The 26,217-nt window shown below is 46.1% G+C and carries 23 protein-coding genes; 14 read left to right on the top strand and 9 right to left on the bottom strand.

What is annotated here, in order from left to right:
• Window positions 1-120 precede the first annotated feature (120 nt).
• From BLS64_RS01405 to BLS64_RS01380, 6 genes are all read left to right on the top strand, one after another.
• Window positions 121-1,905 carry a tetratricopeptide repeat protein gene (locus tag BLS64_RS01405; RefSeq protein WP_093110999.1) on the top strand — a complete coding sequence of 595 codons (1,785 nt, stop codon included), beginning with the start codon at window positions 121-123 and terminating at the stop codon, window positions 1,903-1,905.
• A gap of 28 nt (window positions 1,906-1,933) precedes the next feature.
• A complete protein-coding gene (locus BLS64_RS01400; protein WP_093110997.1) occupies window positions 1,934-2,242 on the top strand; it encodes a DUF4286 family protein in 309 nt (102 codons plus the stop codon).
• A 23-nt stretch (window positions 2,243-2,265) separates the two neighbouring features.
• Window positions 2,266-3,105, top strand: coding sequence for a 16S rRNA (adenine(1518)-N(6)/adenine(1519)-N(6))-dimethyltransferase RsmA (gene rsmA / locus BLS64_RS01395; protein WP_093110995.1), 840 nt, complete (start codon window positions 2,266-2,268; stop codon window positions 3,103-3,105).
• Entirely contained in the window at window positions 3,095-4,447 is a 1,353-nt protein-coding gene (gene mgtE / locus BLS64_RS01390; RefSeq protein WP_093110993.1) for a magnesium transporter, read from the top strand. Before rsmA ends, mgtE begins: the two co-directional genes overlap by 11 nt.
• Window positions 4,448-4,581: 134 nt before the next feature.
• Window positions 4,582-4,947, top strand: a complete 366-nt coding sequence (locus tag BLS64_RS01385; RefSeq protein ID WP_093110991.1) for a cupin domain-containing protein — start codon at window positions 4,582-4,584, stop codon at window positions 4,945-4,947.
• Window positions 4,948-4,953: 6 nt separating this feature from the next.
• A complete protein-coding gene (locus BLS64_RS01380; RefSeq protein ID WP_093110989.1) occupies window positions 4,954-5,904 on the top strand; it encodes a 2-hydroxyacid dehydrogenase in 951 nt (316 codons plus the stop codon).
• Window positions 5,905-5,917: 13 nt separating this feature from the next.
• Here the strand turns inward: BLS64_RS01380 and BLS64_RS01375 are convergent, their stop codons facing one another.
• Together BLS64_RS01375 and BLS64_RS01370 are read right to left on the bottom strand one after the other, a co-directional pair.
• Window positions 5,918-6,202 carry a hypothetical protein gene (locus BLS64_RS01375; protein WP_093110987.1) on the bottom strand — a complete coding sequence of 95 codons (285 nt, stop codon included), beginning with the start codon at window positions 6,200-6,202 and terminating at the stop codon, window positions 5,918-5,920.
• Between the two features lie 15 nt (window positions 6,203-6,217).
• Window positions 6,218-6,568 carry a DUF2200 domain-containing protein gene (locus BLS64_RS01370; RefSeq protein WP_093112229.1) on the bottom strand — a complete coding sequence of 117 codons (351 nt, stop codon included), beginning with the start codon at window positions 6,566-6,568 and terminating at the stop codon, window positions 6,218-6,220.
• Window positions 6,569-6,733: 165 nt separating this feature from the next.
• Here BLS64_RS01370 and BLS64_RS01365 point away from each other — a divergent pair, with 165 nt between their 5' ends.
• On the top strand, window positions 6,734-7,930 hold the full coding sequence (locus tag BLS64_RS01365; RefSeq protein ID WP_093110985.1) for an MFS transporter: 1,197 nt from the start codon (window positions 6,734-6,736) through the stop codon (window positions 7,928-7,930).
• Window positions 7,931-7,972: 42 nt separating this feature from the next.
• Here the strand turns inward: BLS64_RS01365 and BLS64_RS01360 are convergent, their stop codons facing one another.
• The 5 genes from BLS64_RS01360 to BLS64_RS01340 form a co-directional block, all read right to left on the bottom strand.
• Entirely contained in the window at window positions 7,973-8,173 is a 201-nt protein-coding gene (locus tag BLS64_RS01360; protein WP_093110983.1) for a YwbE family protein, read from the bottom strand.
• A 138-nt stretch (window positions 8,174-8,311) separates the two neighbouring features.
• Window positions 8,312-8,962, bottom strand: coding sequence for an SDR family oxidoreductase (locus BLS64_RS01355; protein ID WP_093110981.1), 651 nt, complete (start codon window positions 8,960-8,962; stop codon window positions 8,312-8,314).
• 96 nt (window positions 8,963-9,058) lie between these two features.
• Window positions 9,059-10,870 carry a GNAT family N-acyltransferase gene (locus tag BLS64_RS01350; RefSeq protein WP_093110979.1) on the bottom strand — a complete coding sequence of 604 codons (1,812 nt, stop codon included), beginning with the start codon at window positions 10,868-10,870 and terminating at the stop codon, window positions 9,059-9,061.
• 27 nt (window positions 10,871-10,897) lie between these two features.
• A complete protein-coding gene (locus tag BLS64_RS01345; RefSeq protein WP_093110977.1) occupies window positions 10,898-12,148 on the bottom strand; it encodes an aspartate kinase in 1,251 nt (416 codons plus the stop codon).
• A complete protein-coding gene (locus tag BLS64_RS01340; protein ID WP_093110975.1) occupies window positions 12,145-12,627 on the bottom strand; it encodes a GNAT family N-acetyltransferase in 483 nt (160 codons plus the stop codon). Before BLS64_RS01340 ends, BLS64_RS01345 begins: the two co-directional genes overlap by 4 nt.
• Window positions 12,628-12,745: 118 nt before the next feature.
• On the opposite strand from BLS64_RS01340, the gene fbp reads away from it, so the two are divergent.
• Window positions 12,746-13,750: a class 1 fructose-bisphosphatase gene (fbp, locus tag BLS64_RS01335; protein WP_093110973.1), complete on the top strand. Its 1,005-nt coding sequence runs from the start codon at window positions 12,746-12,748 to the stop codon at window positions 13,748-13,750.
• Between the two features lie 72 nt (window positions 13,751-13,822).
• Here the strand turns inward: fbp and BLS64_RS01330 are convergent, their stop codons facing one another.
• On the bottom strand, window positions 13,823-14,251 hold the full coding sequence (locus BLS64_RS01330) for a tellurite resistance TerB family protein (RefSeq protein ID WP_093110971.1): 429 nt from the start codon (window positions 14,249-14,251) through the stop codon (window positions 13,823-13,825).
• Window positions 14,252-14,364: 113 nt separating this feature from the next.
• Here BLS64_RS01330 and BLS64_RS01325 point away from each other — a divergent pair, with 113 nt between their 5' ends.
• The 6 genes from BLS64_RS01325 (at window position 14,365) to mfd (ending at window position 24,722) form a co-directional block, all read left to right on the top strand.
• On the top strand, window positions 14,365-15,405 hold the full coding sequence (locus BLS64_RS01325; RefSeq protein ID WP_093110969.1) for a ligase-associated DNA damage response exonuclease: 1,041 nt from the start codon (window positions 14,365-14,367) through the stop codon (window positions 15,403-15,405).
• Between the two features lie 148 nt (window positions 15,406-15,553).
• Window positions 15,554-17,149, top strand: coding sequence for an ATP-dependent DNA ligase (locus tag BLS64_RS01320; protein WP_093110967.1), 1,596 nt, complete (start codon window positions 15,554-15,556; stop codon window positions 17,147-17,149).
• 266 nt (window positions 17,150-17,415) lie between these two features.
• Window positions 17,416-17,802: an endonuclease domain-containing protein gene (locus BLS64_RS01315; protein ID WP_093112227.1), complete on the top strand. Its 387-nt coding sequence runs from the start codon at window positions 17,416-17,418 to the stop codon at window positions 17,800-17,802.
• Between the two features lie 147 nt (window positions 17,803-17,949).
• Window positions 17,950-20,412: a ligase-associated DNA damage response DEXH box helicase gene (locus tag BLS64_RS01310; RefSeq protein ID WP_093110965.1), complete on the top strand. Its 2,463-nt coding sequence runs from the start codon at window positions 17,950-17,952 to the stop codon at window positions 20,410-20,412.
• A gap of 8 nt (window positions 20,413-20,420) precedes the next feature.
• Window positions 20,421-21,056 (top strand): ligase-associated DNA damage response endonuclease PdeM, encoded by a 636-nt coding sequence (gene pdeM, locus BLS64_RS01305; RefSeq protein WP_093110963.1) that lies wholly within the window; start codon window positions 20,421-20,423, stop codon window positions 21,054-21,056.
• A 291-nt stretch (window positions 21,057-21,347) separates the two neighbouring features.
• Window positions 21,348-24,722: a transcription-repair coupling factor gene (gene mfd, locus BLS64_RS01295; RefSeq protein ID WP_093110959.1), complete on the top strand. Its 3,375-nt coding sequence runs from the start codon at window positions 21,348-21,350 to the stop codon at window positions 24,720-24,722.
• 64 nt (window positions 24,723-24,786) lie between these two features.
• On the opposite strand, the gene BLS64_RS01290 is transcribed toward mfd, so the two are convergent.
• The gene (locus BLS64_RS01290) at window positions 24,787-26,043 is read right to left on the bottom strand and encodes a cation:proton antiporter (protein ID WP_093110957.1); all 1,257 of its coding nucleotides are present in this window, start codon (window positions 26,041-26,043) and stop codon (window positions 24,787-24,789) included.
• Window positions 26,044-26,217 lie beyond the last annotated feature (174 nt).

Raw genomic sequence — 26,217 nt, 5'->3', positions numbered from 1 at the left:
GCCTAACAGGTTTTCAAAAACCTGTTAGGTTTTTTTATTGTGAATTATTTACTTAGGAATAATTTCCTCATTCACAACCTTCTAAGACCGCATTTTCTTATCTTTATTAAAAACTCCTGAATGCGCATTCTTTACGCCCTTTTCATTAGCCTGTTTTTTGTTGTTTCCGGTTTTTCCCAGACCGAGCAACTGGCAAAGAACTATTTTGATCGGGGAGAGTTTGAAAAAGCACTTCACATTTATGAACAACTGGTGGAGCAGGAGCCGGGGAATCCTGAGATCTTCTTCGGACTCATTGCCACCTATCAGCAACTGGAAAGATTCAAGGAGGCAGAAGACCTGCTTAAATACAAAGTAAACAATACGGCCAATGCGCCGCATTACCTGGTGGAGCTGGGCCATAATTATGAACTGCAGCAAAAGCGGGAGCAGGCAGAACAATTCTATAAAGAAGCCTTAAGGGCCATAGAATCCCGGCCAAATTATGCTTTCTCCATTGCCCGCACTTTTGAAAAGTACAGTTTGCTCAACAACGCGGTGACAGCCTATGAGCTCGGTATGAAAATGAATCCCGATGCCGAATACCATATTCAGCTGGCGCGGCTTTACGGGGAACAGGGTGAGATCGAAAAGATGTTCAGCAATTACATCAACGTGCTTGGCAATAATCCCGGACTTTTGCCGGGGGTGAGCCGTATTTACGGTCAGTTCATTACCGAAGATCCTGCTAATGAAGCCAACATCATCTTCCGCAAACTGCTGCTGAAAAAGCTGCAGGAAGACCAGAATATTCTCTACAACGAAATGCTGAGCTGGCTCTTCGTACAGCAAAAGGAGTTCAAAAAGGCCTTTTTACAGGAAAAGGCCATTTATAGGAGATCGCAACAGGGACTGGCTCCAATTATGAGGCTAACCGTTCTTGCCAATGAAGACGACCAGTCCGAGACTGCCCTGGAGATCCTGGATTTTATCATAGAAGAAGCCCCTCTGCAAGAGGTGAAACTGCAGGCCCACCAGTTGCGGCTCAATATTCTGAAGGAAACGCTGCCTCCCAAACGTTTTTCTGAAGTTGAAGCGGGCTACAAAGAACTTTTTGAAACATATGGCACCGGAATTAATACACTATCGCTACAAATAGATCATGCTAATTTTCTCGCTTTTGACCTGAAAAGAGGAGAGGAAGCTGTAGCTATTTTGAGACAGCTGATGGATCAGCAGCTCAAAAAACTGGAAGAAGCTGCGGTGAAAATGGCTCTGGCCGATATTCTGGTACTGGAAGAAAAGTTCAACCAGGCTCTTATTTTCTATACCCAGGTTCAAAATCTGGTGCAAAATGACATCATTGCCCAGATGGCAAGGTTCAAGGTAGCCAAAACAAGTTATTATAAGGGAGATTTTAAATGGGCTACCATTCAGCTGGATGTGCTTAAGTCGGCTACTTCGCAGTTGATCGCCAATGACGCCATGGAGCTAAGCCTGATGATAAGCGAGAATTCCCTGGAGGATTCTACGCAGACGGCTTTGAAACTTTTTGCCCGGGCCGATCTGCTGGACTTTCAGGAAAAAAGGAAAGCAGCGATAACAGTACTTGATTCTGTGCTCACCAATCACAAAGGCGAAAAGATCGAGGATGACGCGCTGCTTAAACAGGCCATGTTGTTTGAAGAAGAAGGGCAGTATCACAAGGCAGAAGCTAATTACCTGAAACTCCTTCAGCATTATAAAAATGGAGTACTGGGGGATAATGCCCACTATCGATTAGCGGAATTGTACGCGACCGAGCTGGAACAGCCGGAAAAGGCGCAGGAGTTTTATGAAAAAATTATCTTTAATTACGCCGATAGTATTTACTTTGTGGACGCCCGGAAAAAATTCCGGAAACTGAGGGGAGACGAACTCGAATAACTTCCTTTTTCCAAATAACTTTTTGACCATGTACATTTACAATGTGACCATAAACATCCAGGAAGACGTGCACGACAAGTGGGTAGACTGGATGAAGACAGAACATATTCCCGAAATGCTCAACACCGGAAAGTTTACCAAGGCCTTAATGACCAAAGTAATGGTGAACGAGGAAATGGGCGGGATCACCTACTCGGTACAATACACCACAGAGAGTAAAGAGAAGCTTCAGACATACTACGAAGAAGACGCACCCGAAATGAGAGCCAAAAGCGCACCTTTTGAAGGAAAGTTCGTGGCTTTTAGAACAGAACTTGAGGTCATTAGCGAACAATAATTCTTTGCGCAAAAATCCGTTACATGAAGAAGAACTACGGTAAAAAAGGTCCGTTCAAAGGTCAGCAGACATCCCATGCAAATGAAGGAGAGGTAAGGGCAAAAAAGCACCTGGGGCAGCATTTCCTGAAAGATGAGAATGTGGCTTCAAAGATCGCCGAAACCCTGAGCTACTCGGGTTATGAACATGTGCTGGAAATTGGCCCGGGAATGGGAGTGCTCACAAAATACCTTTTGAAAAAGGAAACAGATGTTCATGTTATAGAGATAGATACCGAGAGTGTGGCCTACCTGCAGGAACATTATCCACCTCTTAGGGGAAAGATCCACGAAAAGGACTTTTTGAAATACGATACCAGGGAGGTCTTTGGTAAGGATCAGTTCGCCATAATCGGGAATTTCCCGTACAACATCTCTTCTCAGATCGTTTTTAAAATGCTCGAACTGCGGGATCAAATCCCTGAATTTTCAGGGATGTTCCAAAAAGAAGTAGCGCAGCGAATTTGCGAGAAAGAAGGCAGCAAGACCTACGGAATTCTTTCGGTTCTGGTACAGGCATTTTACGAGGCCAAGTACCTTTTTACCGTTCCGCCTTCAGTGTTCAATCCGCCTCCAAAAGTGGACAGCGGAGTCCTTCGGCTTACCCGAAAAGAGGATTTCTCCCTTCCCTGCGATGAGAAGCTTTTTTTTAAAGTGGTGAAAACCGCCTTTCAGCAGAGAAGAAAAACATTAAGAAACAGTCTCAAAACCTTTGACCTGCCCCAAGATATCAAAGAAGATAGTATCTTTGGGCTGCGGCCGGAGCAGCTAAGCACTGCCCGGTTCATAGAACTGACCCAAAAAATCGAACCGCATGCAGTTTGAGGTAAGCGAAGAATATATCGACAACATTCAGCAACTCATTGAAGAACACCGCGATGGCGAGCTTTTGCAGTTGCTGGAAGAGGTGCACCATGCCGATATTGCCGAGATCATAGATGAACTGGAACTCGACCAGGCTACCTATATCATTAAACTGCTGGACAGCACCAAGACTTCCGAAGCTCTTATGGAGCTGGAAGAAGATGTGCGGGAACGTATTCTTGACAACCTTTCGGCTAAAGAGATCGCCGAAGAGCTCGAGAACATGGATACCGATGATGCTGCCGATATCATCGCTGAGCTTTCCGAAGAAAGGAAACAGGAAGTAATTGGGGAGATCATTGATGAAGAGCATGCCGAGCATATTGTCGAGCTACTGCGTTATGACGAAAATTCTGCGGGTGGTTTGATGGCGAAAGAACTGGTGAAGGTTAACGAGAACTGGAGCGTGACAGGTTGTATGACCGAGATGCGCGCCCAGGCCGAAAACGTGACGCGGGTCCATTCTATTTACGTGGTTGATGACCGCGGAAAGCTGAAAGGCCGGCTTTCCCTGAAGGACCTGCTTACTGCACCCAGCAAGGCCAACATCAGCGATGTTTATATTCCAAAAGTAGATTACGTGAACGTGCATACCAAGGGTGATGAAGTTGCCCGGGTGATGCAGAAATATGACCTGGAAGCCATTCCCGTGGTAGACGAAATGGGAAGGCTGGTCGGCAGGGTCACCATTGATGATATCGTGGATTTCATTCGTGATGAAGCCGAAAAAGATTACCAGATGGCTGCCGGTATCTCTGAAGATGTAGAGGCTGATGATTCCATTCTTCGCCTTACCCGCGCCCGCTTGCCCTGGCTCATCCTGGCCCTGCTGGGAGGTTTTGTGTCGGTAACCGTTTTGGGAACTTTTGACGCCGCCATGCAGGAGCATGCGGCATTGTTCTTTTTCGTGCCGCTTATCGCGGCTATGGCAGGGAACGTAGGAGTGCAGTCCTCGGCTATCGTGCTGCAGGGTCTGGCCAATCAAAGTCTTAGCGGCTCGCTTTTTAACCGGCTCATAAAAGAGATATTATTGAGCCTTTTGAACGGCGCCGCGCTAGCCTTACTTTTAATAGTAGCCGGAATTTTTCTCTTAGGGTTTGATTTCTGGTTTGGTCTAACCGTGGGAATTTCCCTTATTTCGGTGATCGTGATCGCTTCTCTTATAGGGACATTTGTGCCTATTATTCTGGACAAGTTCGGGATAGATCCGGCTATGGCTACCGGCCCATTTATTACCACCAGTAATGACATTTTTGGCATTCTTATTTATTTTACCATCGCAAAGCTCATTCTTGGGTTTTAGTTTTGGGGGGGCTGCTTTGCACCGGGCTTTCCGCTGTATTTTTTTGCCTTAAAGAGGCAAAAAAGATGCCGCTGCAATCCCTGCCCCAAATCCCGATCCATTGCTTAGCTTTGTATTAAACCGGAGAAAACAGCATGAACAGTATTGATCCAAAAGAAAAGCTTACCAAATTCAGCGACCATTGGCATCCGCATCAAATTGGCGTGGTCAATGACATGCAGGTACTTGTAGCCAAGGTGAAAGATGAATTTGTGTGGCACCAGCATGAAGAGGAAGATGAGTTGTTCCAGGTGTTAAAAGGGACTTTGTGCCTGCAATTTGAAGATAAAACCGAGACCGTGAAAGAAGGGGAGATCATTATTGTGCCGAAAGGTGTTAAACACTGCCCTATGACCAAAAATGGGGAGGAGGTGCACATCATGCTATTCGAAAAGCTCAGCACCCGGCATAGCGGAGAAGTGGAAGATTCCCTCACCCAAACCGATTACCCAAAAATCTGATATTTTATGATCATTCTGCATGCCGATAGCAATCATCCAACCCTTATTGAACAACTTGCTGCAGCCGGTCACGAGAACGTGGAGGCCTATGACCAGACTCCCGAAGAGATCCTGGAAAATCAGCATTTGTACGATGGTATCGTGATCAGAAGTCGGTTCAAGATCACCAGGGAATTTATTGATGCCGCCCCAAACCTAAAATTTGTAGCCCGCGTAGGTGCAGGCCTGGAAAGCATTGATGTAGACTACGCCCGCTCTAAGGGTATCGCTCTTTTTTCTGCCCCCGAAGGTAATCGAAATGCTGTGGGAGAACACGCCCTGGGCATGCTGTTGTCTCTTTTTAACCATCTAAACAGGGCCGACCGGCAGGTTAGGGAAGGCCTGTGGTACCGTGAAGCCAACCGCGGTGTGGAACTGGAAGGCAAGACGGTGGGGATAATCGGCTACGGAAATATGGGAAGGTCATTTGCTAAAAAGCTGAAGGGCTTTGATGTGGAGGTGATCTTTCATGACATACTTCCAGACCTGGAAGATGAAAATGCAAAGCAGGTCTCGCTTCAAGAATTGCAGAAAAGGGCAGACGTGGTGAGCCTTCACACTCCCTGGACTCCCCAAACGAATAATATGATCAACAAAGAATTCATCTCTGCCTTTTCAAAACCTTTCTGGTTCCTGAATACCGCCCGTGGAAAAAGCGTAGTGACTGCCGACCTTGTAGAGGCCCTTAGGGAGAAAAAGATCCTTGGCGCCGGACTTGATGTGCTGGAGTATGAAAAATCCTCTTTTGAACACCTGTTTTTGGAAGGCGAGATGCCCGAAGCCCTTCAGGAACTACTGCTGATGGACAACGTGATCTTTAGTCCGCACGTGGCTGGCTGGACGGCCGAATCTCATATCAAGCTGGCTGACACCATTGCCACAAAGATCATCCGGCATTTTGGAACAGAACAGATATGATCCCCTTTAATGTTTACATCCGGAAAAACACGTAGTAAAGGAGCCCCAGAACGATAACTTCTCCCAGGAGTAGTTTAAAGTAGTTTACTCTTTTGATCAAAACCCGGTCAATTGCGTAGAGGATGACCGCGATCACAGTCAATGGTAATATAACAGCCGCATAAATGGCCGCTGTGTGATCATTGGTCAAGGCGACATATACAGCCTGTACGGATAGAATAATTCCTAAAATGGTCACCAGCGTCATTAACGTGACAGGAAAAAACAGGTGCTTTAAACCTTTTACTAATCTGTACATAATTCAGAAAAAGCTTTACTCTCTTAAGATCTTCTCCATTTTCTTCCCTCGGGCCAGTTCATCTATGAGCTTATCCAGGTACCTGATCTTTTGCATGAGCTCGTCCTCGATCTCCTCCACTCGATAACCGCAGATCACTCCTTTTATCTTAGAAACATTGGGATTCAGCTGCGGAGCTTCCTCAAAGAAAGTTTCAAAATCCTTTTTTTGAGCTAGCTGTTCCTGCAGCTCTTCCTGGCTGTAGCCGGTCAGCCAGCGAATAATGGTATCCACTTCTTCTTTTGTTCGACCCTTCTTTTCGGCCTTCTGAACATAATGCGGATAAACACTGGCGAAAGAGGTTGTGAAAATTCGGTGCTTTTTCATGGTCTGTTTTTTCAAAGTTAAGAAATGACGTCAATGAGGTTTAAAGAAAAGTTACTCAAATGATTAATAGAAAATACCGCCTAATAGATCATTTTTATTGTAATTGGTCCCTGCTTTCGATCTGTGCCTTTTACCTTTGCATGTTTTAAATGAAAAACAGCATTCTTGAAGGATTTCTTCTATTTCATAAAGGGCAATTTTAGAACGGTCAGCTTTGGCTGGCTGCTGACATTCCTATCAGCTTTTGGCCAGACCTTTCTCATTTCTCTCTATGTGCCCGAAATTCTTCGCGCTTTTTCCATTTCTGAAGGGGCTTTTGGAGCCATTTATGCCGGCTGTACCGTAGCCGCTTCCTTCATAATGCTGTCTGTGGGGCATACGGTAGACCATATACCGGTGAAAAAGGTAACGGCCTTTACCGTTATCGGGCTGGCGCTCTCCAGTATTCTTCTGGGGCTTTCCAATGGTTTGATCCTGCTCATCCTGGCGATAACCGGGCTGCGGCTCACTGGGCAGGGATTCATGACACACATCAGCATGACCATTATGTCCAAACAATATGGGCGCGACCGTGGAAAAGCCCTTAGCTTTTCTTCCCTCGGATTTTCAGTGGGGGAGGCCATCTTTCCGCTGATCATCTCCTTCCTAATTGCCTGGTGGAACTGGCGGGTGGCAGCGGTTCTTAGTGGCGCTGTTTTATTGCTGTACCTCTTCAGGCTCAAATTTACCGATCTTAATACTTTTGATGAACGTCTGTCTGCTTCGGGAAAACCTTCTGTTTTTGCCCTTTTAAAAGATTATAAACAGGTGGTTTTTGACAGCCGTTTCGGCATCATGATGCCGGCCAGTTTCATCTGGAGTTTTTCGGCAACGGCCATCTTCTTTTACCAGTACGTATTCGTGGAAAATAAAGGCTGGTCGGTTCAATTATATGCGGCCTTTTTTACGGTTTACGCAGTTACTAGATTTCTTTTCTCCCTTTTCGGGGGTGTCTGGGTGGATAAGTACACTGCGAAAAAAATGTTCCGCTATTATCTCATTCCCGCATCATTAGGTCTGCTTCCTTTTGCTTTTATGAACAGCATCATTGGCGCGCTGCTATTCCTCATTACCGCCGGAATCACTATGGGAATTTCCGGAACGGTGAAGACTTCGCTCATCGCCGAGCTTTACGGAATCGAAAAAATGGGTGCCATTAGAAGCGTGTTCACCATGTTCTCGGTTATCAGTACTGCGCTCGGCCCTTTGGTTGTTGGCCTGCTGATGGATGCCGGAGTCTCTTTCGAATACCTGATGGGCGGGATCTTTGCCCTGATGCTGCTTATCATCCTGAATTCCCAGCGGATCAGGAGTTATTCTTAAAAAACACAAGGTGCCAAATTTAGATTTTTGACACCTTGTATTTTATGCGGGTTGATCTAAGATCTGTTGTACTCTGCCTACTTCTCCTGTTTGTAGCCGCACCTTTATTCCGTGCGGATGCGTAGGCGATTTGGTAAGAAGGTCGGCTACTGTGCCTTCTGTAAGTTTCCCCGACCGCTGATCCTGCTTTTGTACAATGGCTACCCGGCTGCCGGGAGAAATGTCATTCCTAAGGGGTTTCATGATTTAGTTTCAATTCTTTTTGCCACGAATTCACGAATGGTTTAAACTTAATTTATGGCTTTAAACGGTCTCTGTTCTCTTTTCTATCAGCGCAGCGATCTTAGGTCTAAAGTCTAACGTCTAAAATCTAATGTCTAATTAACCTTTACTCAACTCTATCATAGCCGACTTGATAGGCTCTTCTCCTTCAATGGCTTCAAATGTCATGTTTTTTACCAAAGGATCGGCCAGCGACATGATGAGCAAAAAGGCAACGTCATCACGGGCAATTTCTCCTGCTTCATCCAGTTTCGTAGCGAGTTTCACCCTACCCATACCCATGTCATCAGTAAGCCTGCCTGGGCGTATAATGGTGTAGTTTAGTCCGCTGTTTCTAAGGTGTTCGTCAGCTTTGGCCTTTGCTTCCAGGTAATGTTCCAGTTCCTTGTGTTTGGAAGGTTCATCGGCATCCATGGCGCTAAGCATGATGAACTTTTTGACCTTGGCTTTTTTGGCGGCATCAATGATCTTTATAGCACCTTTTTCATCTACTTCGGTAGTCTTGTCAGGGCCGGTCTTACTTCCCGAACCTGCCGTAAAGATCACCTTTTTGATCCCTTTTAAGGCTGCGGAAAAATCGTCCTGTTCAAGATCGGCCAGGACAGATTGCACTTCCATGTCGTCAAAAATGCTCTTCTGCTCCTCTTTTCTTATCATGGCCACAGGTTCAAAACTCTGGCTGTTGTTGAGAATCTCTATAATTCTTTTTCCGGTGCTTCCGGTGGCACCCACTATCAATATCTTTTCCATTTTGCTTCTTTTAGTTCGAGGAATATACTAATCCAGAAAGGGAACTGCAAGGTTTCGGCAGAAAGTGAGCCTTCCGGAGCATAAACCTTCAAAAAGTTACTCTTTTTTTCTCATTTCGGTCACTTTCTTCTCCAATTCCTGCTGAAATTCTTCCATAACCGGTTTTACGGTACTTTCCGGCAGGTCTGCGATCCGAATATACATGAGTCCATCAACCGCATCGTTGAACAGCGGGTCCACGTTAAAGGCAACCACTCTGGCGTTCTGCTTGATATACTTTTTGATGAGAACCGGCAGGCGCAGGCTTCCCGGTTCTACCTCGTCAATGATCTTATCGAATTTGTTGAGGTCTGCCTTGGTTTCGTCAAACACGAAATCCTTGTCCCCGTCCTTCAGCTTTACCTTGAATTCCTTTTTCGGCCTTACATACTGGGCGATATAAGGGTCATAATAATGGGAGCGCATGAACTCGATCATCAGCGATTTGGAGAAATTGGAGAACTTGTTGCTGATACTCACCCCGCCTATCAGGAATTTATGCTTCGGAAAACGTAAAGTACAATGCACTATCCCCTTCCAAAGCAGGAATAGCGGCATGGGCCGCTGCTGGTATTCCTTCACGATAAATGCACGCCCCATCTCGATGGATTCACTCATCATTTGGTGCAGCTCAGGTTCGAACCTGAAAAGATCTTGCAGGTAAAAACCATTGATGCCGTATTTTTCATAGATCTCGGACCCCATTCCCATTCGATAGGCGCCCGCGATCTTATTCGTTTCATTGTCCCAAAGGAACATGTGGTAATAGTAGTCATCGAACTTATCCAGGTCTGTAGACATGTTGGTGCCTTCGCCTATCGCGCGGAAGGTGATCTCTCTCAACCGCCCTATTTCCTTCAAAATGTTGGGGATGATCTCCTTTTTGGCCAGGAAGACTTCGTAGTTCTTGCTTTCCAACAGGCGCTTGTCCAGTTTTCTACAAGTTTCCACCTCCTCAAGCATCAGATCGCATGAGGTTTCGGCGACGATCTCCTTGGGTGACTTCGGAATTTTAAAGTTCTTTGGAATGCCCTTCAAAAATGGCTTTTTTTCGAAGGCGTTGGCCAGCATATAGGTCTTTCGTCTTAGGAAAGCGGTTAAAGCTTCGGTAGTAGGAATATCCTCCATGTCCTGCGGATTGATCACATTCCCGATCCTTACCTTGATCTTCCGCTTTTTTTGCGAGAGCATTTCACTCGGCAGCTTCGCTGTACGCAAAACATCGCTCAGGGAAGCAAGCCTGTAAAAGAAGGTGCTGTTCTTGGCGTGGAAATAAATAGGAATTACCGGTACATTAGCTTTCTGAATAAGCTTCATCGCCGATGGTTCCCAGGGCCGGTCCACGATCATGCGCTGATCTTTGTAGGTGGAAACCTCCCCCGCGGGGAAGATTCCCAGCGGTCTGCCTTCCCGCAGGTGTAGAATGGCATCTTTGATGCCTTTAAGGCTTGATTGGGCTTCCTTATGTTCTTCAAAAGGATTGACCGGCATGATATAAGGTTGTAAAGGCTCGATCCTTTCAAGCAGGAAATTGGCGATAACCTTGTAATCTTCCCTTTTTGATAGCAGTAATTTCATTAGGATCATGCCGTCAATACCTCCCAGAGGGTGGTTGGAAATGGTGATGAAAGGCCCTGTTTTCGGGATCCTTTTCAGGTCTTCTTCGGGGATCTCAAAATCTATTTCGAAAGCCTGCAGAATGGAATCGATGAATTCTGTGGCCGGCAGGTTCTTGCGTTTTTCATATTCCCGGTTGATAACCGAAAGTCGAGTGGTCTGCAAGACCACCCAACCCATTGAAGTGCCTAAAAAGCCGAATTTATCAAGATTCATGACCCTGGCCACTTCCCTGGCGCTAACAATTCCCATTGATCAAGTTTTTAATGCCTAAGGCGGTTACGGAGTCGCAATGATCTGAACAGTTTCCCTGGTGGTCTGCTTCAGAAGTATTTTTTTGTCTTTTTCAAGCTCTCTAATGGCGGCATCATCGAAATGCCTGATGGTATACAAGGATACCCCGGTGTTATAGGTGACTCTGAACGTTGCCTTTAGCTGGTTGATTAACTTTTCCAAGTTATTAAATTTATTGTCAACACAAACCGAAAAGCTGATGGCCGAGTTTTGGATTAGATCCACCTTTATCTGGTATTTATGGAACAAACTGAAGATATGGCTGATGTTCTCTTCTATGATAAAAGAAAAATCTAGCGCCGAAAGTGAAATGAGCACCTGGTTCTTTTTGACGATAAAACAGGGTATTTTGGGCGAAATTGGCTGCCCTTTTTTTACGGCTGTCCCGTCATTTTCAGGGTTCAGAAAAGAACGGACGTATAATGGGATCTCTTTGCGCTGCAAGGGCTGCAGGGTCTTTGGATGAATTACTGAAGCTCCGTAAAAAGCGAGCTCGATCGCTTCTTCATACGAGATCTGTTCCAGTAACCGCGGTTTTTCGAAAACTCGTGGATCGGCATTGAGTACGCCCGGGACATCTTTCCAGATGGTTACGCTGTCTGCATTGAGGCAGTAAGCGAAAATCCCGGCGGTGTAATCACTTCCTTCCCTTCCTAATGTCGTGGAGAAGTTGTTGCTGTCTGTCCCTATGAATCCCTGGGTGATGGTGACATGATCCCTTTTGACCAAATTGATGATCGCGGCCTGTGTTTCCGGCCACTGCACCTGCGCGTCCCTGTAGGTACTGTCAGTTTTTATGCAGTTTCGGGCATCCAGCCAGTCGTTTCCATATCCTTCGGCAGTTAGAAATTCACTGACAATGGTAGTAGACAAAAGTTCACCGTAGATCACTACCTGGTCGTACACATAATCATATTGCTGCGAACGGTTGTGCTGAATGAAATTCTCCAGTTCCTCAAAATAGTTTTTCACCTTTGCGTATACAGGTTCCTCTTTCTTCGGAAAAAGTTGTTGCAGAATGTTGAGGTGAAATTCCTTTACCGGCTGCAGGGCTTCGGTGTATTTTCCGGTAGAAAGATAAGCATTGACCACCTCCTCAAGGGCATTGGTGATCTTGCCCATGGCCGAGATCACTATGACCTTGCTGCCATGGCCGTTGGCCTCGAGAACCTTCAGCACATTTCTAACTCCTTCTGCATCTTTGACCGATGCGCCTCCAAACTTGTATATTTTCATGGGTTCATTTCAACATATCTGGTGATCCCGTCCTCATCCATTTGTACCGTATACCAGTCTTTGAGGATGTTGGCACCGCTGCGCTCGTAAAAATCAATGGCATGTTTGTTCCAGTCGAGCACCACCCATTCAACACGTTTCAGCCCCTGCTCTTTGGCAAATTGGATCACTTGCTTATAAAGCGCATTTCCAAGGCCTGTACCTCTTTTTTCTTCCCTTACTATAAGGTCTTCCAGATGAAGCGTACGGCCTTTCCAGGTTGAGAACCGGTAATAAACAAGGGCCATGCCTTCTATCTTGCCATCCACTTCGGCTACAAAAACGTGAAAAAGCGGGTTTTCCTTAAAACCTTCTCTTTCCAGTGTTTCAACTGTGGTGATCACCGCGTCGGGTTCCTTTTCAAATGCAGCTAGTTCTTTGATGAGCTCAAGAACAGCGGGCATGTCTTCTTTCTTTCCTTTTCTAATGACAGTTTTCATAAGCCTTGTTTAAACGACAAAAATAGAATTAGATTTTAAGTAAAAATTACGAAAACGTTGTAGTAGCTTCAATTAATTTGGGTTAGTTTTGTTCAGTATTAAAATCAAGAGTATTAAAATGGTCCAGAAACACCAAACTTTAGGAGAGTTTATTATTGAAAATCAGTCTGAATTCGCGTATTCTTCAGGCGAACTTTCCAGGCTTATCAATTCCATTCGTTTGGCGGCAAAAGTGGTGAACCACGAGGTGAACAAGGCGGGACTGGTAGATATTACCGGGGCTGCCGGAGAAACCAACGTGCAGGGCGAGGACCAGCAAAAGCTGGATGTGTATGCCAATGAGAAATTCATCCAGACCCTTACCAACCGCGAGATCGTCTGCGGAATCGCTTCCGAAGAAATGGAGGATTTCATCACTATTGCCGGAAGCAAAAGAGACCATGCCAACAAGTATGTGGTGCTGATGGATCCGCTGGACGGAAGCTCGAACATTGACGTGAACGTTTCTGTAGGAACCATTTTTTCGATCTACAGAAGGGTGACTCCGGTAGGTACTCCCGTACAGATAGAAGATTTTTTACAGCCCGGTAACAAACAGGTGGCCGCAGGTTACATTGTTTACGGTACCTCAACTATGCTGGTGTACACCACCGGTTTTGGTGTGAACGGCTTTACCCTTAACCCCGCGTTGGGCTCGTGGTACCTGTCGCACCCCAACATGAAATATCCGCAAAAAGGACACATCTACTCGGTAAATGAAGGGAATTATGTGCATTTTCCGCAGGGGGTAAAGGATTATATCAAGTATTGCCAGGAGGAAAAAGAGGACAGGCCGTACACTTCCCGATATATCGGTTCTCTGGTTTCAGATTTTCACCGAAACATGATCAAGGGCGGGATCTATTTTTATCCCACCAGTTCGAAGGCGCCTAACGGAAAATTAAGGCTGCTCTACGAATGCAATCCAATGGCCTTCATCGCCGAGCAGGCGGGCGGCAAAGCCAGTGACGGTTACAAGCGGATTCTTGACATAGAACCTACAGAACTGCACCAACGGGTGCCTTTCTTCTGCGGAAGCAGGGATATGGTAGACAAGGCCGAAGAATTCATGGCGAAATATTAATTAACCATTCTAAATATCGACCATAAAAAAAGGACCTGAGAAAGGTCCTTTTTTTCGTTCGGTACTACTATTTTATTCATCCTTGTTTAGCAGGTAGACATAGTCGTCAAAACTGATTTGTCCGCTAAAGATCTGGATGGAACGTTTGATGATCCCTTCAGAAACTTCGGCTGAAAAACCGAGTCCTATAGCATATTTTTTCAGCAGATCTTCTTCCTCTTCGTCGATATAGTGGTCGGCATAGATGATCTTGAACAGGTCGTGAAGCCGCTCCAGCCGGCCCTGCACACTGTTGTTCGGGTGTATGGGGAATGCAGTGGGGTTTTTTAGAACCTTGTTGTATTCCTCTTCATGAATATCCAGTTTGCTGGCAAAACGTTTTAATTGCGCTTCCTCTTTTTCATTGATTTCCCCGTCTACGGCCGCGAGGTTGACAATTGCCGCAAAATGGCCCAAATTCCTGAGGTGTTCCCCTGTTCCAAAAAGATCTGAAAATGACATATGCTACCGTTTTTACTCAAAGATAAAGATTCTGTGGTTACTCCACGGATACTGAATTTTAATTTTTTCCTAATGCTTCAGCTGCCCTGCAAGAAAAATCCTAACTTGAAATTATGCCGGTATTAAAAAATAGAAATCCCCTGCTTTGTTTCAACGACAAAGGCATTTATTGTGAGCAGGCAGATGTATATCTCGACCCCTGGAGGCCTGTTGATAAGGCCATTATTACGCATGGGCATGCAGACCATTCCCGCTGGGGACACAAACAATATATTACACATCATACCAATGTACCCATTATTAAGCATCGGCTTGGAGAGATAGAAGTAGCGGGGAAAGAGTACGGGGAAACATTCAGCATTAATAACGTAAAATTCTCATTTTACCCTGCGGGTCATATCATTGGTTCTTCACAGGTGCGGGTGGAATACAAGGGGGAAGTATGGGTGTTTTCTGGAGATTACAAGGTGGAGGACGATGGGATCTCGGTTCCTTTTGAGCCGGTAAAGTGCCATGCTTTCATAACTGAATGCACCTTTGGGCTACCGGCTTTTAAGTGGCACCCTCAAGAGCAGGTGATGAACGAGATCAATACCTGGTGGCAACAAAACAGGGAGGAAGGAAAAACTTCTGTCTTGTTGGGATATTCTCTGGGGAAAGCACAGCGATTGTTGCATTCTCTTGATCCTACCATCGGCAAGATCTTTACTCATGGTGCCATCGAAAATATGACCGAGGTACTGCGACCACTGGCAGACTTTCCGAAAACTATCCGCATCACCAGGGATGTCAAAAAGGAGGAAATAAAAGGCGGAATGGTATTGGCGCCGCCAAGCGCGCAGGGGAGTGCCTGGATCAGGAAGATGGTGCCCTACGAGACCGGCATGGCCAGCGGCTGGATGGCCTTTCGCGGAGCGAGACGGCGAAGGGCGGTTGATCGGGGATTTGTCCTGTCAGATCACTGCGATTGGCAGGGACTATTGACTTCTATTAAAGCCACAGGCTGTGAAAGGGTCATCTGCACCCATGGCTATTCTGAGATCTTCTGCCGATTTCTGAATGAACAGGGCTATGATGCCCGCACCGCCGAAACCCAGTACGAAGGAGAACTGGCAGAGATGAACAGCAAAGAAGAGGAGGAAAAAGAAGATTAAAGACCTAACAGGTTTCCAAAACCTGTTGGGTCTGGAGAAAATAAAAGAACAAACCTCCCTGTCTTTTTAAGAGAGGGCAGGAAAAGAAAATATTTTAAAAAGTATATAAAGCTCCCTCCCCTTCCAGGGGAGGGAAGGAAGGGGTCCGATGGAAGAATTTGCAGCACTCATAAAAGAACTTGACAGCACCAACAAAACAACGGTAAAGGTAGCGGCTTTGACCCGATATTTTCAGCGGGTACCCGGGAAGGACAAGGTCTGGGCTATCGCCATCCTTTCTCACCGACGCCCGCCCAGACCTGTGAATACAACCCTGTTGCGCACCTTCGCCGCAGAACTGGCGCAGATCCCGTTGTGGCTTTTCGAAGAATCCTACCACATTGTTGGTGACCTGGCAGAAACCATTGCCCTGGTGATCCCGCCTTCCGAAGAAAACAGCGAAAAAAGCCTTTCTCAGTACCTCGATGAGATCATCGACCTTAAAGCTGCGACAGAATCTGAAAAGAAAGAATACCTGCACGAGAACTGGCTGGCCCTGAATTACTACGAACGCTTTGTTTTCACGAAATTGATCACGGGTAGTTTCCGGATAGGGGTGAGCCAGAAACTAATGACCAGGGCCCTCTCAAAAGCCACCGATATTGATGAAGATGTCCTGGCTTATAAGCTGATGGGCGACTGGGATCCGCAGAAAATTTCCTTTGAAAAGCTCATTTTAGAGGAGAATGAGGAAGATTACCTTTCCAAGCCTTACCCGTTCTACCTGGCCTATGCCATTGAAGGGGAACCGGGAGATCTGGGTGATCCTGCCGAGTGGAGCGCAGAACATAAATGGGACGGCATTCGGGCGCAGGTGGTGGTGCGCAATGGAGAAGTTTTCGTATGGAGCCGGGGAGAAGAACTGGTAACCGATAAATACCCTGAATTTTCTGATTTTACAAAAGTATTGCCTGACGGAACCGTTCTCGATGGGGAGATCCTGCCTTTTCCGGAAGGGGAGATAGGAACCTTCAATGACCTGCAAACCCGCATTGGCCGAAAGAACGTTTCCAAAGCCCTTCTGAAGAAAACCCCGGTGATCCTGAAGGCCTATGATCTGCTGGAATGGCAGGGGGAAGACCTGCGAAAAAAACCATTTTCAGAGAGAAGGGAGATCCTGGAAGAATTGCATTCCAAAGTGGGACATGAAGAGCTTCCCCTGCACCTTTCGCATACCATTTCCTTTGAACGCTGGGAAGAAGCAGTTGCCGAGAGGGAGCGTGCAAGGGAAGTGCGCAGCGAAGGACTGATGCTCAAGCGTTGGGATTCGCCCTACCTGGTGGGAAGAAAAAAAGGGGACTGGTGGAAATGGAAGGTCGAGCCATTAACAATCGATGCAGTTCTCACCTACGCCATGCGCGGCCACGGAAGAAGATCGAATTTGTTTACAGATTACACTTTCGGGTTATGGGATGAGGAGAAAGAGGAACTGGTCACTTTTGCAAAAGCGTATTCAGGTCTGACCGATGCTGAATTCAGGCAGGTGGATGCTTTCATCAAGAAAAACACCCTGGAACGTTTCGGCCCTGTTCGCAGTGTAAAACCCGAACTGGTCTTCGAGATCGCTTTTGAAGGCATCGCGGAGTCCAACAGACATAAAAGCGGAGTGGCCACTCGTTTCCCCAGAATTCTGAGGTGGCGGCAGGATAAGAAGATAGAGGAAGCCAATACGTTGGAGGATTTGAAGGCGTTGATCCCTAAGTAGAATTAAGGTGCGACGGACCACCCCGTCTTTGCCCTTGGCAAATCCACCCCTCCTTAAAAAGGAGGGGATCTTTAGGGAAACAGCTTTGCTGTTTCCTGTGAAAAATCTGGGTTAGGAAAATTTAGAATTGAAGAAGTAGTTAAAATAGTAGCACAAATAAAAGGTCCTTCCCTTGCTAAGGGAAGGTGGCTCCGCCGGGAGGCGGAGACGGAAGGGTCCGTTATGAAAACAAAAAATCTTGCAGAACAAATACTGCTGTTGAAAAAATGAAAAAACACATTCACAACAAGAAATCTCTCGAGCCGTACTGGAAGAAACTCCGCAGTCATGGCACTTCGGCAGAGGCTTTTTTGTGGAAATACCTACAGCAGAAAAAACTGGAAGGTAGAAAATTCAGGAGGCAGCACAGCATTCTGAATTTCATTGTAGATTTCTACTGCCCCGAAGAAAAACTGATCATCGAGCTTGACGGGCAGTATCATATGAATTCCACAGCCGAAGAAAGAGATGCGGCAAGAACAAAGAAGCTGGAAGAACTTGGATTTAGGGTTGTAAGATTTGAGAATAGAAGCGTGTTTGAGAATCTGGATTGGGTGTTGGAGGAAATAAAAAATAATTTCAAACCACCCCGTCCTTCGGACACCCCTCCTTAGAAAGGAGGGGAGCTTTATGAAAACTTGAGTTTGGAATATTTATAAATGAAGAAATATCAAAAATAGTAGCACAATCAAAAGTTCCTTCCCTTGCTAAGGGAAGGTGGCTCCGCCGGGAGGCGGAGACGGAAGGGTCCGAGCAGAATTATGAATAGAAACGAACTTTTAAAAATAGCAGAAAACTGGTTCAGTTCCCAGAACTGGAAGCCCTTCCCATTCCAGAAACAGACCTGGAACGCCTTTTTACAAAGCAAACACGGACTGCTAAACGCGCCTACCGGAAGTGGAAAGACCTACGCCCTCTGGATCCCGATCGTGCTGGATTATATTCGGCAAAATCCTGATTATAAGACCAAACATAAACCCGGACTGAAAGCCATCTGGATCACTCCGCTGCGGGCACTTTCCGTAGAAATAGAACAGGCGGCGAACCGGTTTGCGCAGGATATTGGTAGTGGCCTTACAGTGGGAATAAGAACGGGCGATACTCCACAAAAGATCAGAACGGCCCAGAAGAAAAAAATGCCCGATCTGCTGATCACCACGCCGGAAAGTTTGCAACTGCTACTTTCCTCAAAAGGCTACGACAAGACATTTAAAGATCTGAACGCGATCGTTATTGACGAATGGCATGAATTACTGGGTACCAAACGCGGAGTGCAGGTGGAATTGGCGCTTTCCAGGCTGAAGACCATCTCGCCAAAAATGAAGATCTGGGGCATTTCGGCTACTATCGGGAATCTACAGCAGGCAAGGGAAGTTTTATTAGGGCCGGGGTCGGAGGCTTTTGAAAATTCGGTATTGATAAAGGCGAAGATCAATAAGAAGATAAAGGTGAGTTCTATTATTCCGGAGAAAATGGAAACTTTTCCGTGGCGGGGACATTTGGGAATGCACCTGTTGGATGAGGTCATCCCCATCATCAGGAATAGCAAGACCACCTTGCTTTTTACCAACACCCGCTCGCAGTGCGAGATCTGGTTTCAGCGTATTCTTCAGAAATACCCTGAATTTGCCGGGGAACTGGCCATGCACCACGGTAGCATCAATAAGGAAACAAGGCTTTGGGTAGAACAGGCCATTCGGGACGAGCAGCTGAAAGCGGTGGTGGCGACTTCCAGCCTGGACCTGGGAGTTGACTTCGCGCCGGTAGAAACCATCATTCAAATAGGCGGGCCAAAAGGGGTCGCCCGGTTTTTGCAAAGGGCGGGCCGAAGCGGTCACCGCCCGGGAGAAGAGAGCGTGATCTATTTTCTGCCAACACATGCCATGGAACTCATTGAAGCTTCGGCCCTTCAGAAAGCCGTGAAAAATACGGCTGTTGAAGATCGTGTTCCTTACCTGCAGAGCTTTGACGTTTTGGTTCAATATCTTACCACGCTTGCGGTTTCTGACGGGTTCTTTCCGAAGGATATTTATCCTGAAGTAAAATCCACCTTCTGCTACCAGGCTCTTTCCGACGATCAATGGGAGTGGATCCTGAATTTCATTACAAAAGGAAGTCAGACACTGCAGGCCTATGACGAGTACAAAAAAGTGGAGATCGAAGAAAACGGGAAATTCAAGGTGAATAACCGGGCAATCGCCATGCGTCACCGGCTGCAGATAGGAACCATTGTTGGTGACGCCGTGCTTTCAGTAAAATATTTGGGAGGCGGCTACATTGGCACGATCGAGGAATGGTTCATTTCAAAATTGAATCCGGGAGATGTGTTTACCTTCGCCGGAAAGAACCTCGAACTTTACAAGGTGAAGAACATGCAGGTGATCGTCAAGAAGTCAAAACAAAAAAGTTCGAGGTTCCCAAGCTGGGCAGGAGGGAGAATGACCTTTTCGGCCCAGATGAGCGAGCTGCTGCGGGAGGAGATGTTCGTGGCGGCAGGCAAGTCCCATAAGTCGGTTGAACTGAAAGCTCTTTCCCATATTTTCAAACGCCAGAAAAAGGAATCCATTATCCCCGGAAAAGATGAATTCCTGATCGAGACCTTTAAAACCCGTGAGGGTTACCACGCAATTTTTTATCCTTTTGAAGGCCGGTTCGTACACGAGGCTATGGCAAGTTTGCTGGCTTATCGAATCAGTCTGTTGTCACCCATCACTTTTTCGCTTGCCTTCAATGATTACGGATTTGAGCTGCTTTCAGATCAGCCGATAGATATGCAGCAGGTCTTTGACAACAACCTGATCACTTCAGAGTATCTCATGGACGATCTGCAGAAGAGTTTAAATGCTACCGAAATGGCCCGGAGAAAATTTCGTGACATCGCCGTCATTTCAGGCATGGTTTTTACAGGCTTTCCGAATAAAATGATCAAAACAAAACACCTTCAGTCAAATTCTCAGCTGCTTTTCAGCGTTTTCAGGGATTATGAACCCGATAATCTGCTTTTTCAGCAGGCATTTCGGGAAACCTTTGAACACCAGCTGGAGGAAGGCCGGTTGCTCATGGCAATGGAACGTATCGAGCAGCAGACCATCGTCTGGAAAGATTGCGAGAAGCCAACGCCTTTTGCCTTCCCGATCATTACCGACAGGCTGCGGGAAAAACTGACTTCGGAAAAACTGGAGGATCGCGTAAAAAGAATGATGGCACAGTGGGAAAATCTATGACCTCCAAAATGACTAAATCTATTACCATTTTTGAGCAGAATTTTATTCTGCACTATTCGGGCGCCCTTTTCTGGGAGGAAGAAGATATGCTGCTCATCAGCGATGTGCATTTGGGGAAGGTTTCCCACTTCAGGAAATTCGGGAGCGCGGTGCCTCAGAGTGCGGTGCAGGGAAATTTTCTGAAGCTCACCGAGGTCGTTGAATTCTTTCAGCCTTCAAAAATTGTCTTTTTGGGTGACCTTTTTCACAGTTCCCTCAACAAGGAATGGTTATTCTTTGAAGCCTGGATGGATAATATTACTTCGGAAGTTATCCTTGTGGAAGGAAACCACGACATTATTTCACCCTTAAAATATGAGGCTTTGGGAGTGAAGCTCTTTCCGGAGATCATCCTAAAAAACTTTCTTTTAACCCATCACCCCGAGGAAAGGTCGGGGTTTTTCAACTTTTCAGGACACATCCATCCGGGAGTCCGTATCAACGGACTTGCCCGTCAATCTCTGAAACTACCCTGTTTTTTCAAAAATGAGAATCAAATGATACTTCCCGCTTTTGGAGAGTTCACCGGGAAACATATTCTGCATCCTAAAGAGAGAAATGAGGTGTATGTCCTGGCGAATGAGGAGGTTATTTTGTTGAAGTGAAATGCCGATTTCTTTTCCCCACCCTAAAGGGAGGAAACCGGCTTTTCGGAAAGACTTTTTTGCCACCCTTTAGGGCCGGGGTAAAGCAAAAAAGGATTGCATTCAGATTGAACCAATAAAAGTCTCCAAAGATGTCATTTTTGAGAATTGTTATTCCCCGGATTGAAATCCCGGGATATAGTCCCAATTAACCAGTTCCTATTCACCAATTAACCAAAATTAACTCCTTCTTAAAACACTACTCTTTAGCTGAAAGCAAAGAACTTAGTATCTTTGCGCAAAATTTAATTTTTGAGTAGATCTTCTATCGCCCAAAGCTTTGCACAGTCGGCCCAGCAGCTGGAACTGGGGAAAGCTATTGCCCAGCCTCAACAGAATGTTCATTTAAAAGGCCTCGTTGGCTCCTCACTTTCTTTTGTGATCGCCAATGCCTTTGAGGATTCAGAAAAGCCATTTTTGCTGATCTTTAATGACAAGGAAGAAGCGGCCTATTACCTGAATGACCTGGAGCAGCTGGTGGGAGAGAAGCACGTGCTTTTTTACCCCGGAAGTTACCGCAGGCCATACCAGATAGAAGAAACCGACAATGCCAACGTGCTTTTACGGGCTGAAGTCCTTAACCGCATCAATTCCCGCAAGAAACCTGCGCTCATAGTCACTTATCCCGATGCACTTTTTGAAAAAGTGGTCACCCGAAAGGAGCTTGAAAAGAGTACTTTGAAGATCAAGGTGGATGACGAACTTTCCATCGACTTTGTGAACGAGGTGATGTTCGAGTACAAGTTCAAAAGAGTGGATTTTGTGACCGAACCCGGAGAATTCTCGGTACGTGGAGGGATCCTGGATGTTTTCTCTTTCAGCAATGATAAGCCTTACCGTATCGAATTCTTCGGCGATGAGGTGGAAAGCATAAGAACTTTTGATGTGGAGACACAGCTTTCTACTGAAAAAGTGAAGAAGATCACTATCATTCCAAATGTAGAGCACAAGCGCACGGAAGAAGTTAGGGAGAGTTTTCTGAAGTACATTTCAGATAAGACCGTGGTCTTCACCAAAGACCTGGAGCTGCTTTCGGCACAGATCGATAAACTTTTCAACAAAGCTCTTGAAGCTTTTAAGGACCTTTCCGAAGATATTAAACACGGTACGCCTGAAGAATTGTTCTGCAATTCCGCTCTTTTGCAAGAACAGTTGCAGGAGTACACCCTGGTGGAAATGTCGGGTCGTCACCCTGAACTTGTTTCAGGGTCTCAGGTTGAGACGATTCAGTTCAATACCAAACCCCAACCTTCGTTCAACAAGCATTTTGACCTGTTGATCCAGGACCTGCATCAGCGTTCTGAGGAAGGTTATACCAATTATATTTTCTGCGTCAGCGAGCAGCAGGCCAAGCGTTTTCATGACATTTTCGACGATGTTGACACAGACGTGAAATACCAGACCGTGGTGCTTTCCATGTACCAGGGCTTTATCGATGAAGCCTCGAAAATGGTGTGTTATACAGATCACCAGATCTTTGAGCGCTATCATAAATTCCACCTGAAGAACGGTTACGCCAAGAAACAGGCGATTACCCTGAAGGAACTTACTAACCTGGAAGTAGGAGACTACGTGACCCATATCGATCACGGGATCGGGAAGTTCGGCGGCCTTCAAAAAATTGATGTAGAGGGCAAAAAACAGGAGGCTATCAAGCTCATCTACGGCGAGCGGGATATTCTTTACCTGAGCATTCACTCCTTACACAAGATCTCCAAGTACAACGGCAAGGACGGGAAGCCGCCCAAGATCTACAAGCTGGGCAGCAACGCCTGGAAGAACCTGAAGCAGAAGACCAAGGCGCGGGTCAAGCACATCGCTTATAACCTAATCGAGCTATACGCCAAGCGCCGCCTACAAAAAGGCTTCGGATTTGGTCCCGATTCCTACCTGCAGCACGAGCTGGAAGCATCCTTTATTTACGAGGATACTCCCGATCAAAGTACAGCCACGGCTGATGTCAAGGCCGATATGGAAAATGAACGCCCTATGGATCGGCTAGTGTGCGGGGATGTTGGCTTCGGAAAAACTGAAGTAGCGATCCGTGCCGCTTTCAAAGCCGTTGATAACGGAAAACAGGTAGCAGTGCTGGTGCCGACAACCATTCTGGCATTTCAGCATTACAAGACTTTTACCGAACGCCTGAAGGATTTTCCGGTTACGGTTGATTACCTGAACCGCTTTAGAACTGCCAAGGAAAGAAAAACCACTTTGGAGGAGTTGGCAAACGGAAAAGTGGATATTATCATAGGAACCCATCAGCTGGTGAACAAGACCGTGAAGTTCAAAGACCTTGGATTGCTTATTGTTGATGAGGAGCAGAAATTCGGGGTGGCTGTAAAAGATAAACTGAAGACCATCAAAGAAAATGTGGATACCTTAACGCTGACGGCGACACCTATTCCGCGTACGCTGCAGTTCAGTTTGATGGCTGCGAGAGATCTTTCTACTATTACCACTCCACCGCCAAACCGTTATCCTATTGAATCCCATGTGATCCGTTTTTCTGAAGAGACCATTCGCGATGCTGTTTCATACGAGATACAACGAGGTGGCCAGGTATTCTTCATCCACAATCGGGTTGAAAATATTAAGGAAGTTGCGGGCATGATACAGCGGCTGGTGCCCGATGCGAAGATCGGGATCGGTCACGGTCAGATGGAAGGGAAGAAACTGGAGCAGCTTATGCTGAAGTTTATGAACGGGGAATTTGATGTACTGGTGTCCACCACCATCGTGGAAAGCGGACTCGACGTATCTAATGCCAACACAATTTTCATCAACAACGCCAATAACTTCGGACTTTCAGACCTGCACCAGATGCGCGGACGGGTTGGCCGAAGCAACAAAAAAGCTTTCTGCTATTTCATCACTCCGCCATACTCTGCGATGACCGATGATGCCCGCAAACGAATCACCGCCCTGGAGCAGTTCAGTGAACTGGGCAGCGGGTTCAATATCGCGATGAAGGATCTTGAAATTAGGGGTGCCGGAGACCTTTTAGGAGGGGAACAATCCGGATTCATAAATGAGATAGGATTTGATACTTACCAAAAGATCTTAAATGAAGCCATCGAAGAACTCAAGGAAAATGAGTTCAAGGAATTGTATGCCGACCAGGTTTCCGAAGATAAAGAATACGTCAAAGATACTCAGATCGACAGTGACTTTGAGCTGTTGTTCCCTGATGATTACATCAACAACATTTCTGAGCGCCTAAATCTCTACACTCAGCTCAACAATGTGAAGAACGAGGAAGAGCTGGAGAAGTTCGAGGCGGAACTCGTAGACCGTTTCGGAGCATTGCCCGATCCTGCACAGGACCTCTTGAACAGCGTCCGCATCAAATGGATCGCTTCGGCCATTGGCCTGGAGAAGATCGTAATGAAACAGGGCAAGCTGATAGGTTACTTCATCGCCGATCAGAATTCAGGTTTCTACCAGAGCAAGGCCTTTACGAAGGTATTGCAGTACGTGCAAACACATCCGCATGCCTGTACCATGAAAGAAAAGAAAACTCGTGCCGGACTGAGGTTGTTATTAACCTTCGAAAAAGTGACTTCAGTAGATCGCGCTTTGCAGGTATTGAAACCTCTGGATGTCAAGGCGAAGGTGGAGGTGGAGTAGAAAGAAACCTTCCGTAAATGACATTTTATAGACCTAACAGGTCCCCACGACCTGTTAGGTCTTTTTATTCACCGCTGTCAAGATTTTCCCGTTCATTGGTTCCTTCAGTTTGTTGATGATAGATTTTTTCCAAAGGAACACTGGTCAAACCATGAACTACTGTTGAAGCCGCTACGATAAGGCTGGGAATGATCCAGGCCTCCTCAAAATGCGCTTTGTTTTTTGAAAGCACTGCGTAATAAAGAGCAGCCACTCCAATAGGGCCAAACCAACCCATGATGAGCACGCTGTATATTTTCTTCCGAAATTGAGGCATGACCGGCATAAGGAGCAGAAGTGCCGGCAGCCTTTTAAGGAACAGGATAAGCACGATGATCCATACCGGTGTCCAACCCATTTTGATCCACTCCTGCCAGGGTAGCATTAAGCCCAGGATAAAGAATACCGGAATAGTCGTTAGCCGTTCCATCGTCTCCTGGATCCTCTCTTCCTTGAGGTCTTCTTTAGCCGTAATGTCCTTGGCAAAAGCAAAGCCACCTACAAAAACAGCAATAATGGGATTCATTTTTAACAGGTGGAAACCTCCTAAAAGAAGTAGGGCAACGGCTATTGAAAATGATAATAAGGTTTTGGCATTGAGATAACCGGCTTTATGCGTTATTTTCATCAGGAATCCACAACCATATCCTACCGCATAAGCTAGAATCGCGGAGAGAATGCTTTCATAAAGCAGGACCTTGGTAAACCAGGTTCCCAGATCTCCGGAACCTGCGCCCATCAGGTACAGAACCAAAAAAACAATAGGGTATGCCAGGCCGTCATTAACACCTGCCTCAAACGAAAGAGTGTTTCTCAACTTTGCCGGTAAATATTTCTCTGCTTTTCTTCCTGTTACCAGGGTAGATGCCACTACCGGATCTGTAGGTGTAACAATAGCGCCGATTAGAAGGCATTCAAAAAGAGTGAAATTTGGAAAGAGAAAGTAGAAGACTCCACTGCCCAGCAGCCACATCAAGATCATCCCAAAGATCACCAGGTTTGAAAGCGACGTGGCATTTTTTCTGAAAATGTGCTTTGGCAATCGTAAGGCAGTTGCCATTAGAGCCATGGCAATGGTAAATTGACAGGCAATTTCCAGCACTTTAAATTCTGTTTCAGGATCAGAGGATTTAATAAGATTCAGTACATCTGGTCCAACCACCACTCCCAAAATGAGGGCCAGCAAAGGTTCGGTAACGGAGATATCCTGAATTTTTCGGAAAAAACCACCAGCCAGGATCATCAGGATACTTATGAAGAAAATGATGGTCATCAAATCCATAATGGTGGCAGTTAGAAGTGCATTTTAAAGTTAAGCAGTGACTGCCGTGATTTCCTTAAGATTTCTATAAATCTTCAGTGTTATGCACTTTTGGAGCATATTTAATCCGAATTCCTTAAAGTTCCCTTAAGGGAAATGTGCTTCTCTGCCGATTCTTTTATCTTGTAAGAGAGC

The organism is Salinimicrobium catena, assembly GCF_900102915.1.
GTDB lineage: Bacteria > Bacteroidota > Bacteroidia > Flavobacteriales > Flavobacteriaceae > Salinimicrobium > Salinimicrobium catena.
This window is presented reverse-complemented; position numbering and strand designations above follow the sequence as displayed.

Excerpts from the sequence above, each read along its gene's own strand:
- BLS64_RS01405 (WP_093110999.1), top strand. The coding sequence starts at position 121 with ATGCGCATTCTTTACGCCCTTTTCATTAGCCTGTTTTTTGTTGTTTCC.
- BLS64_RS01400 (WP_093110997.1), top strand. The coding sequence starts at position 1,934 with ATGTACATTTACAATGTGACCATAAACATCCAGGAAGACGTGCACGAC.
- rsmA (WP_093110995.1), top strand. The coding sequence starts at position 2,266 with ATGAAGAAGAACTACGGTAAAAAAGGTCCGTTCAAAGGTCAGCAGACA.
- mgtE (WP_093110993.1), top strand. The coding sequence starts at position 3,095 with ATGCAGTTTGAGGTAAGCGAAGAATATATCGACAACATTCAGCAACTC.
- BLS64_RS01385 (WP_093110991.1), top strand. The coding sequence starts at position 4,582 with ATGAACAGTATTGATCCAAAAGAAAAGCTTACCAAATTCAGCGACCAT.
- BLS64_RS01380 (WP_093110989.1), top strand. The coding sequence starts at position 4,954 with ATGATCATTCTGCATGCCGATAGCAATCATCCAACCCTTATTGAACAA.
- BLS64_RS01375 (WP_093110987.1), bottom strand. The coding sequence starts at position 6,202 with ATGTACAGATTAGTAAAAGGTTTAAAGCACCTGTTTTTTCCTGTCACG.
- BLS64_RS01370 (WP_093112229.1), bottom strand. The coding sequence starts at position 6,568 with ATGAAAAAGCACCGAATTTTCACAACCTCTTTCGCCAGTGTTTATCCG.
- BLS64_RS01360 (WP_093110983.1), bottom strand. The coding sequence starts at position 8,173 with ATGAAACCCCTTAGGAATGACATTTCTCCCGGCAGCCGGGTAGCCATT.
- BLS64_RS01355 (WP_093110981.1), bottom strand. The coding sequence starts at position 8,962 with ATGGAAAAGATATTGATAGTGGGTGCCACCGGAAGCACCGGAAAAAGA.
- BLS64_RS01350 (WP_093110979.1), bottom strand. The coding sequence starts at position 10,870 with ATGGGAATTGTTAGCGCCAGGGAAGTGGCCAGGGTCATGAATCTTGAT.
- BLS64_RS01345 (WP_093110977.1), bottom strand. The coding sequence starts at position 12,148 with ATGAAAATATACAAGTTTGGAGGCGCATCGGTCAAAGATGCAGAAGGA.
- BLS64_RS01340 (WP_093110975.1), bottom strand. The coding sequence starts at position 12,627 with ATGAAAACTGTCATTAGAAAAGGAAAGAAAGAAGACATGCCCGCTGTT.
- fbp (WP_093110973.1), top strand. The coding sequence starts at position 12,746 with ATGGTCCAGAAACACCAAACTTTAGGAGAGTTTATTATTGAAAATCAG.
- BLS64_RS01330 (WP_093110971.1), bottom strand. The coding sequence starts at position 14,251 with ATGTCATTTTCAGATCTTTTTGGAACAGGGGAACACCTCAGGAATTTG.
- BLS64_RS01325 (WP_093110969.1), top strand. The coding sequence starts at position 14,365 with ATGCCGGTATTAAAAAATAGAAATCCCCTGCTTTGTTTCAACGACAAA.
- BLS64_RS01320 (WP_093110967.1), top strand. The coding sequence starts at position 15,554 with ATGGAAGAATTTGCAGCACTCATAAAAGAACTTGACAGCACCAACAAA.
- BLS64_RS01315 (WP_093112227.1), top strand. The coding sequence starts at position 17,416 with ATGAAAAAACACATTCACAACAAGAAATCTCTCGAGCCGTACTGGAAG.
- BLS64_RS01310 (WP_093110965.1), top strand. The coding sequence starts at position 17,950 with ATGAATAGAAACGAACTTTTAAAAATAGCAGAAAACTGGTTCAGTTCC.
- pdeM (WP_093110963.1), top strand. The coding sequence starts at position 20,421 with ATGACTAAATCTATTACCATTTTTGAGCAGAATTTTATTCTGCACTAT.
- BLS64_RS01290 (WP_093110957.1), bottom strand. The coding sequence starts at position 26,043 with ATGGATTTGATGACCATCATTTTCTTCATAAGTATCCTGATGATCCTG.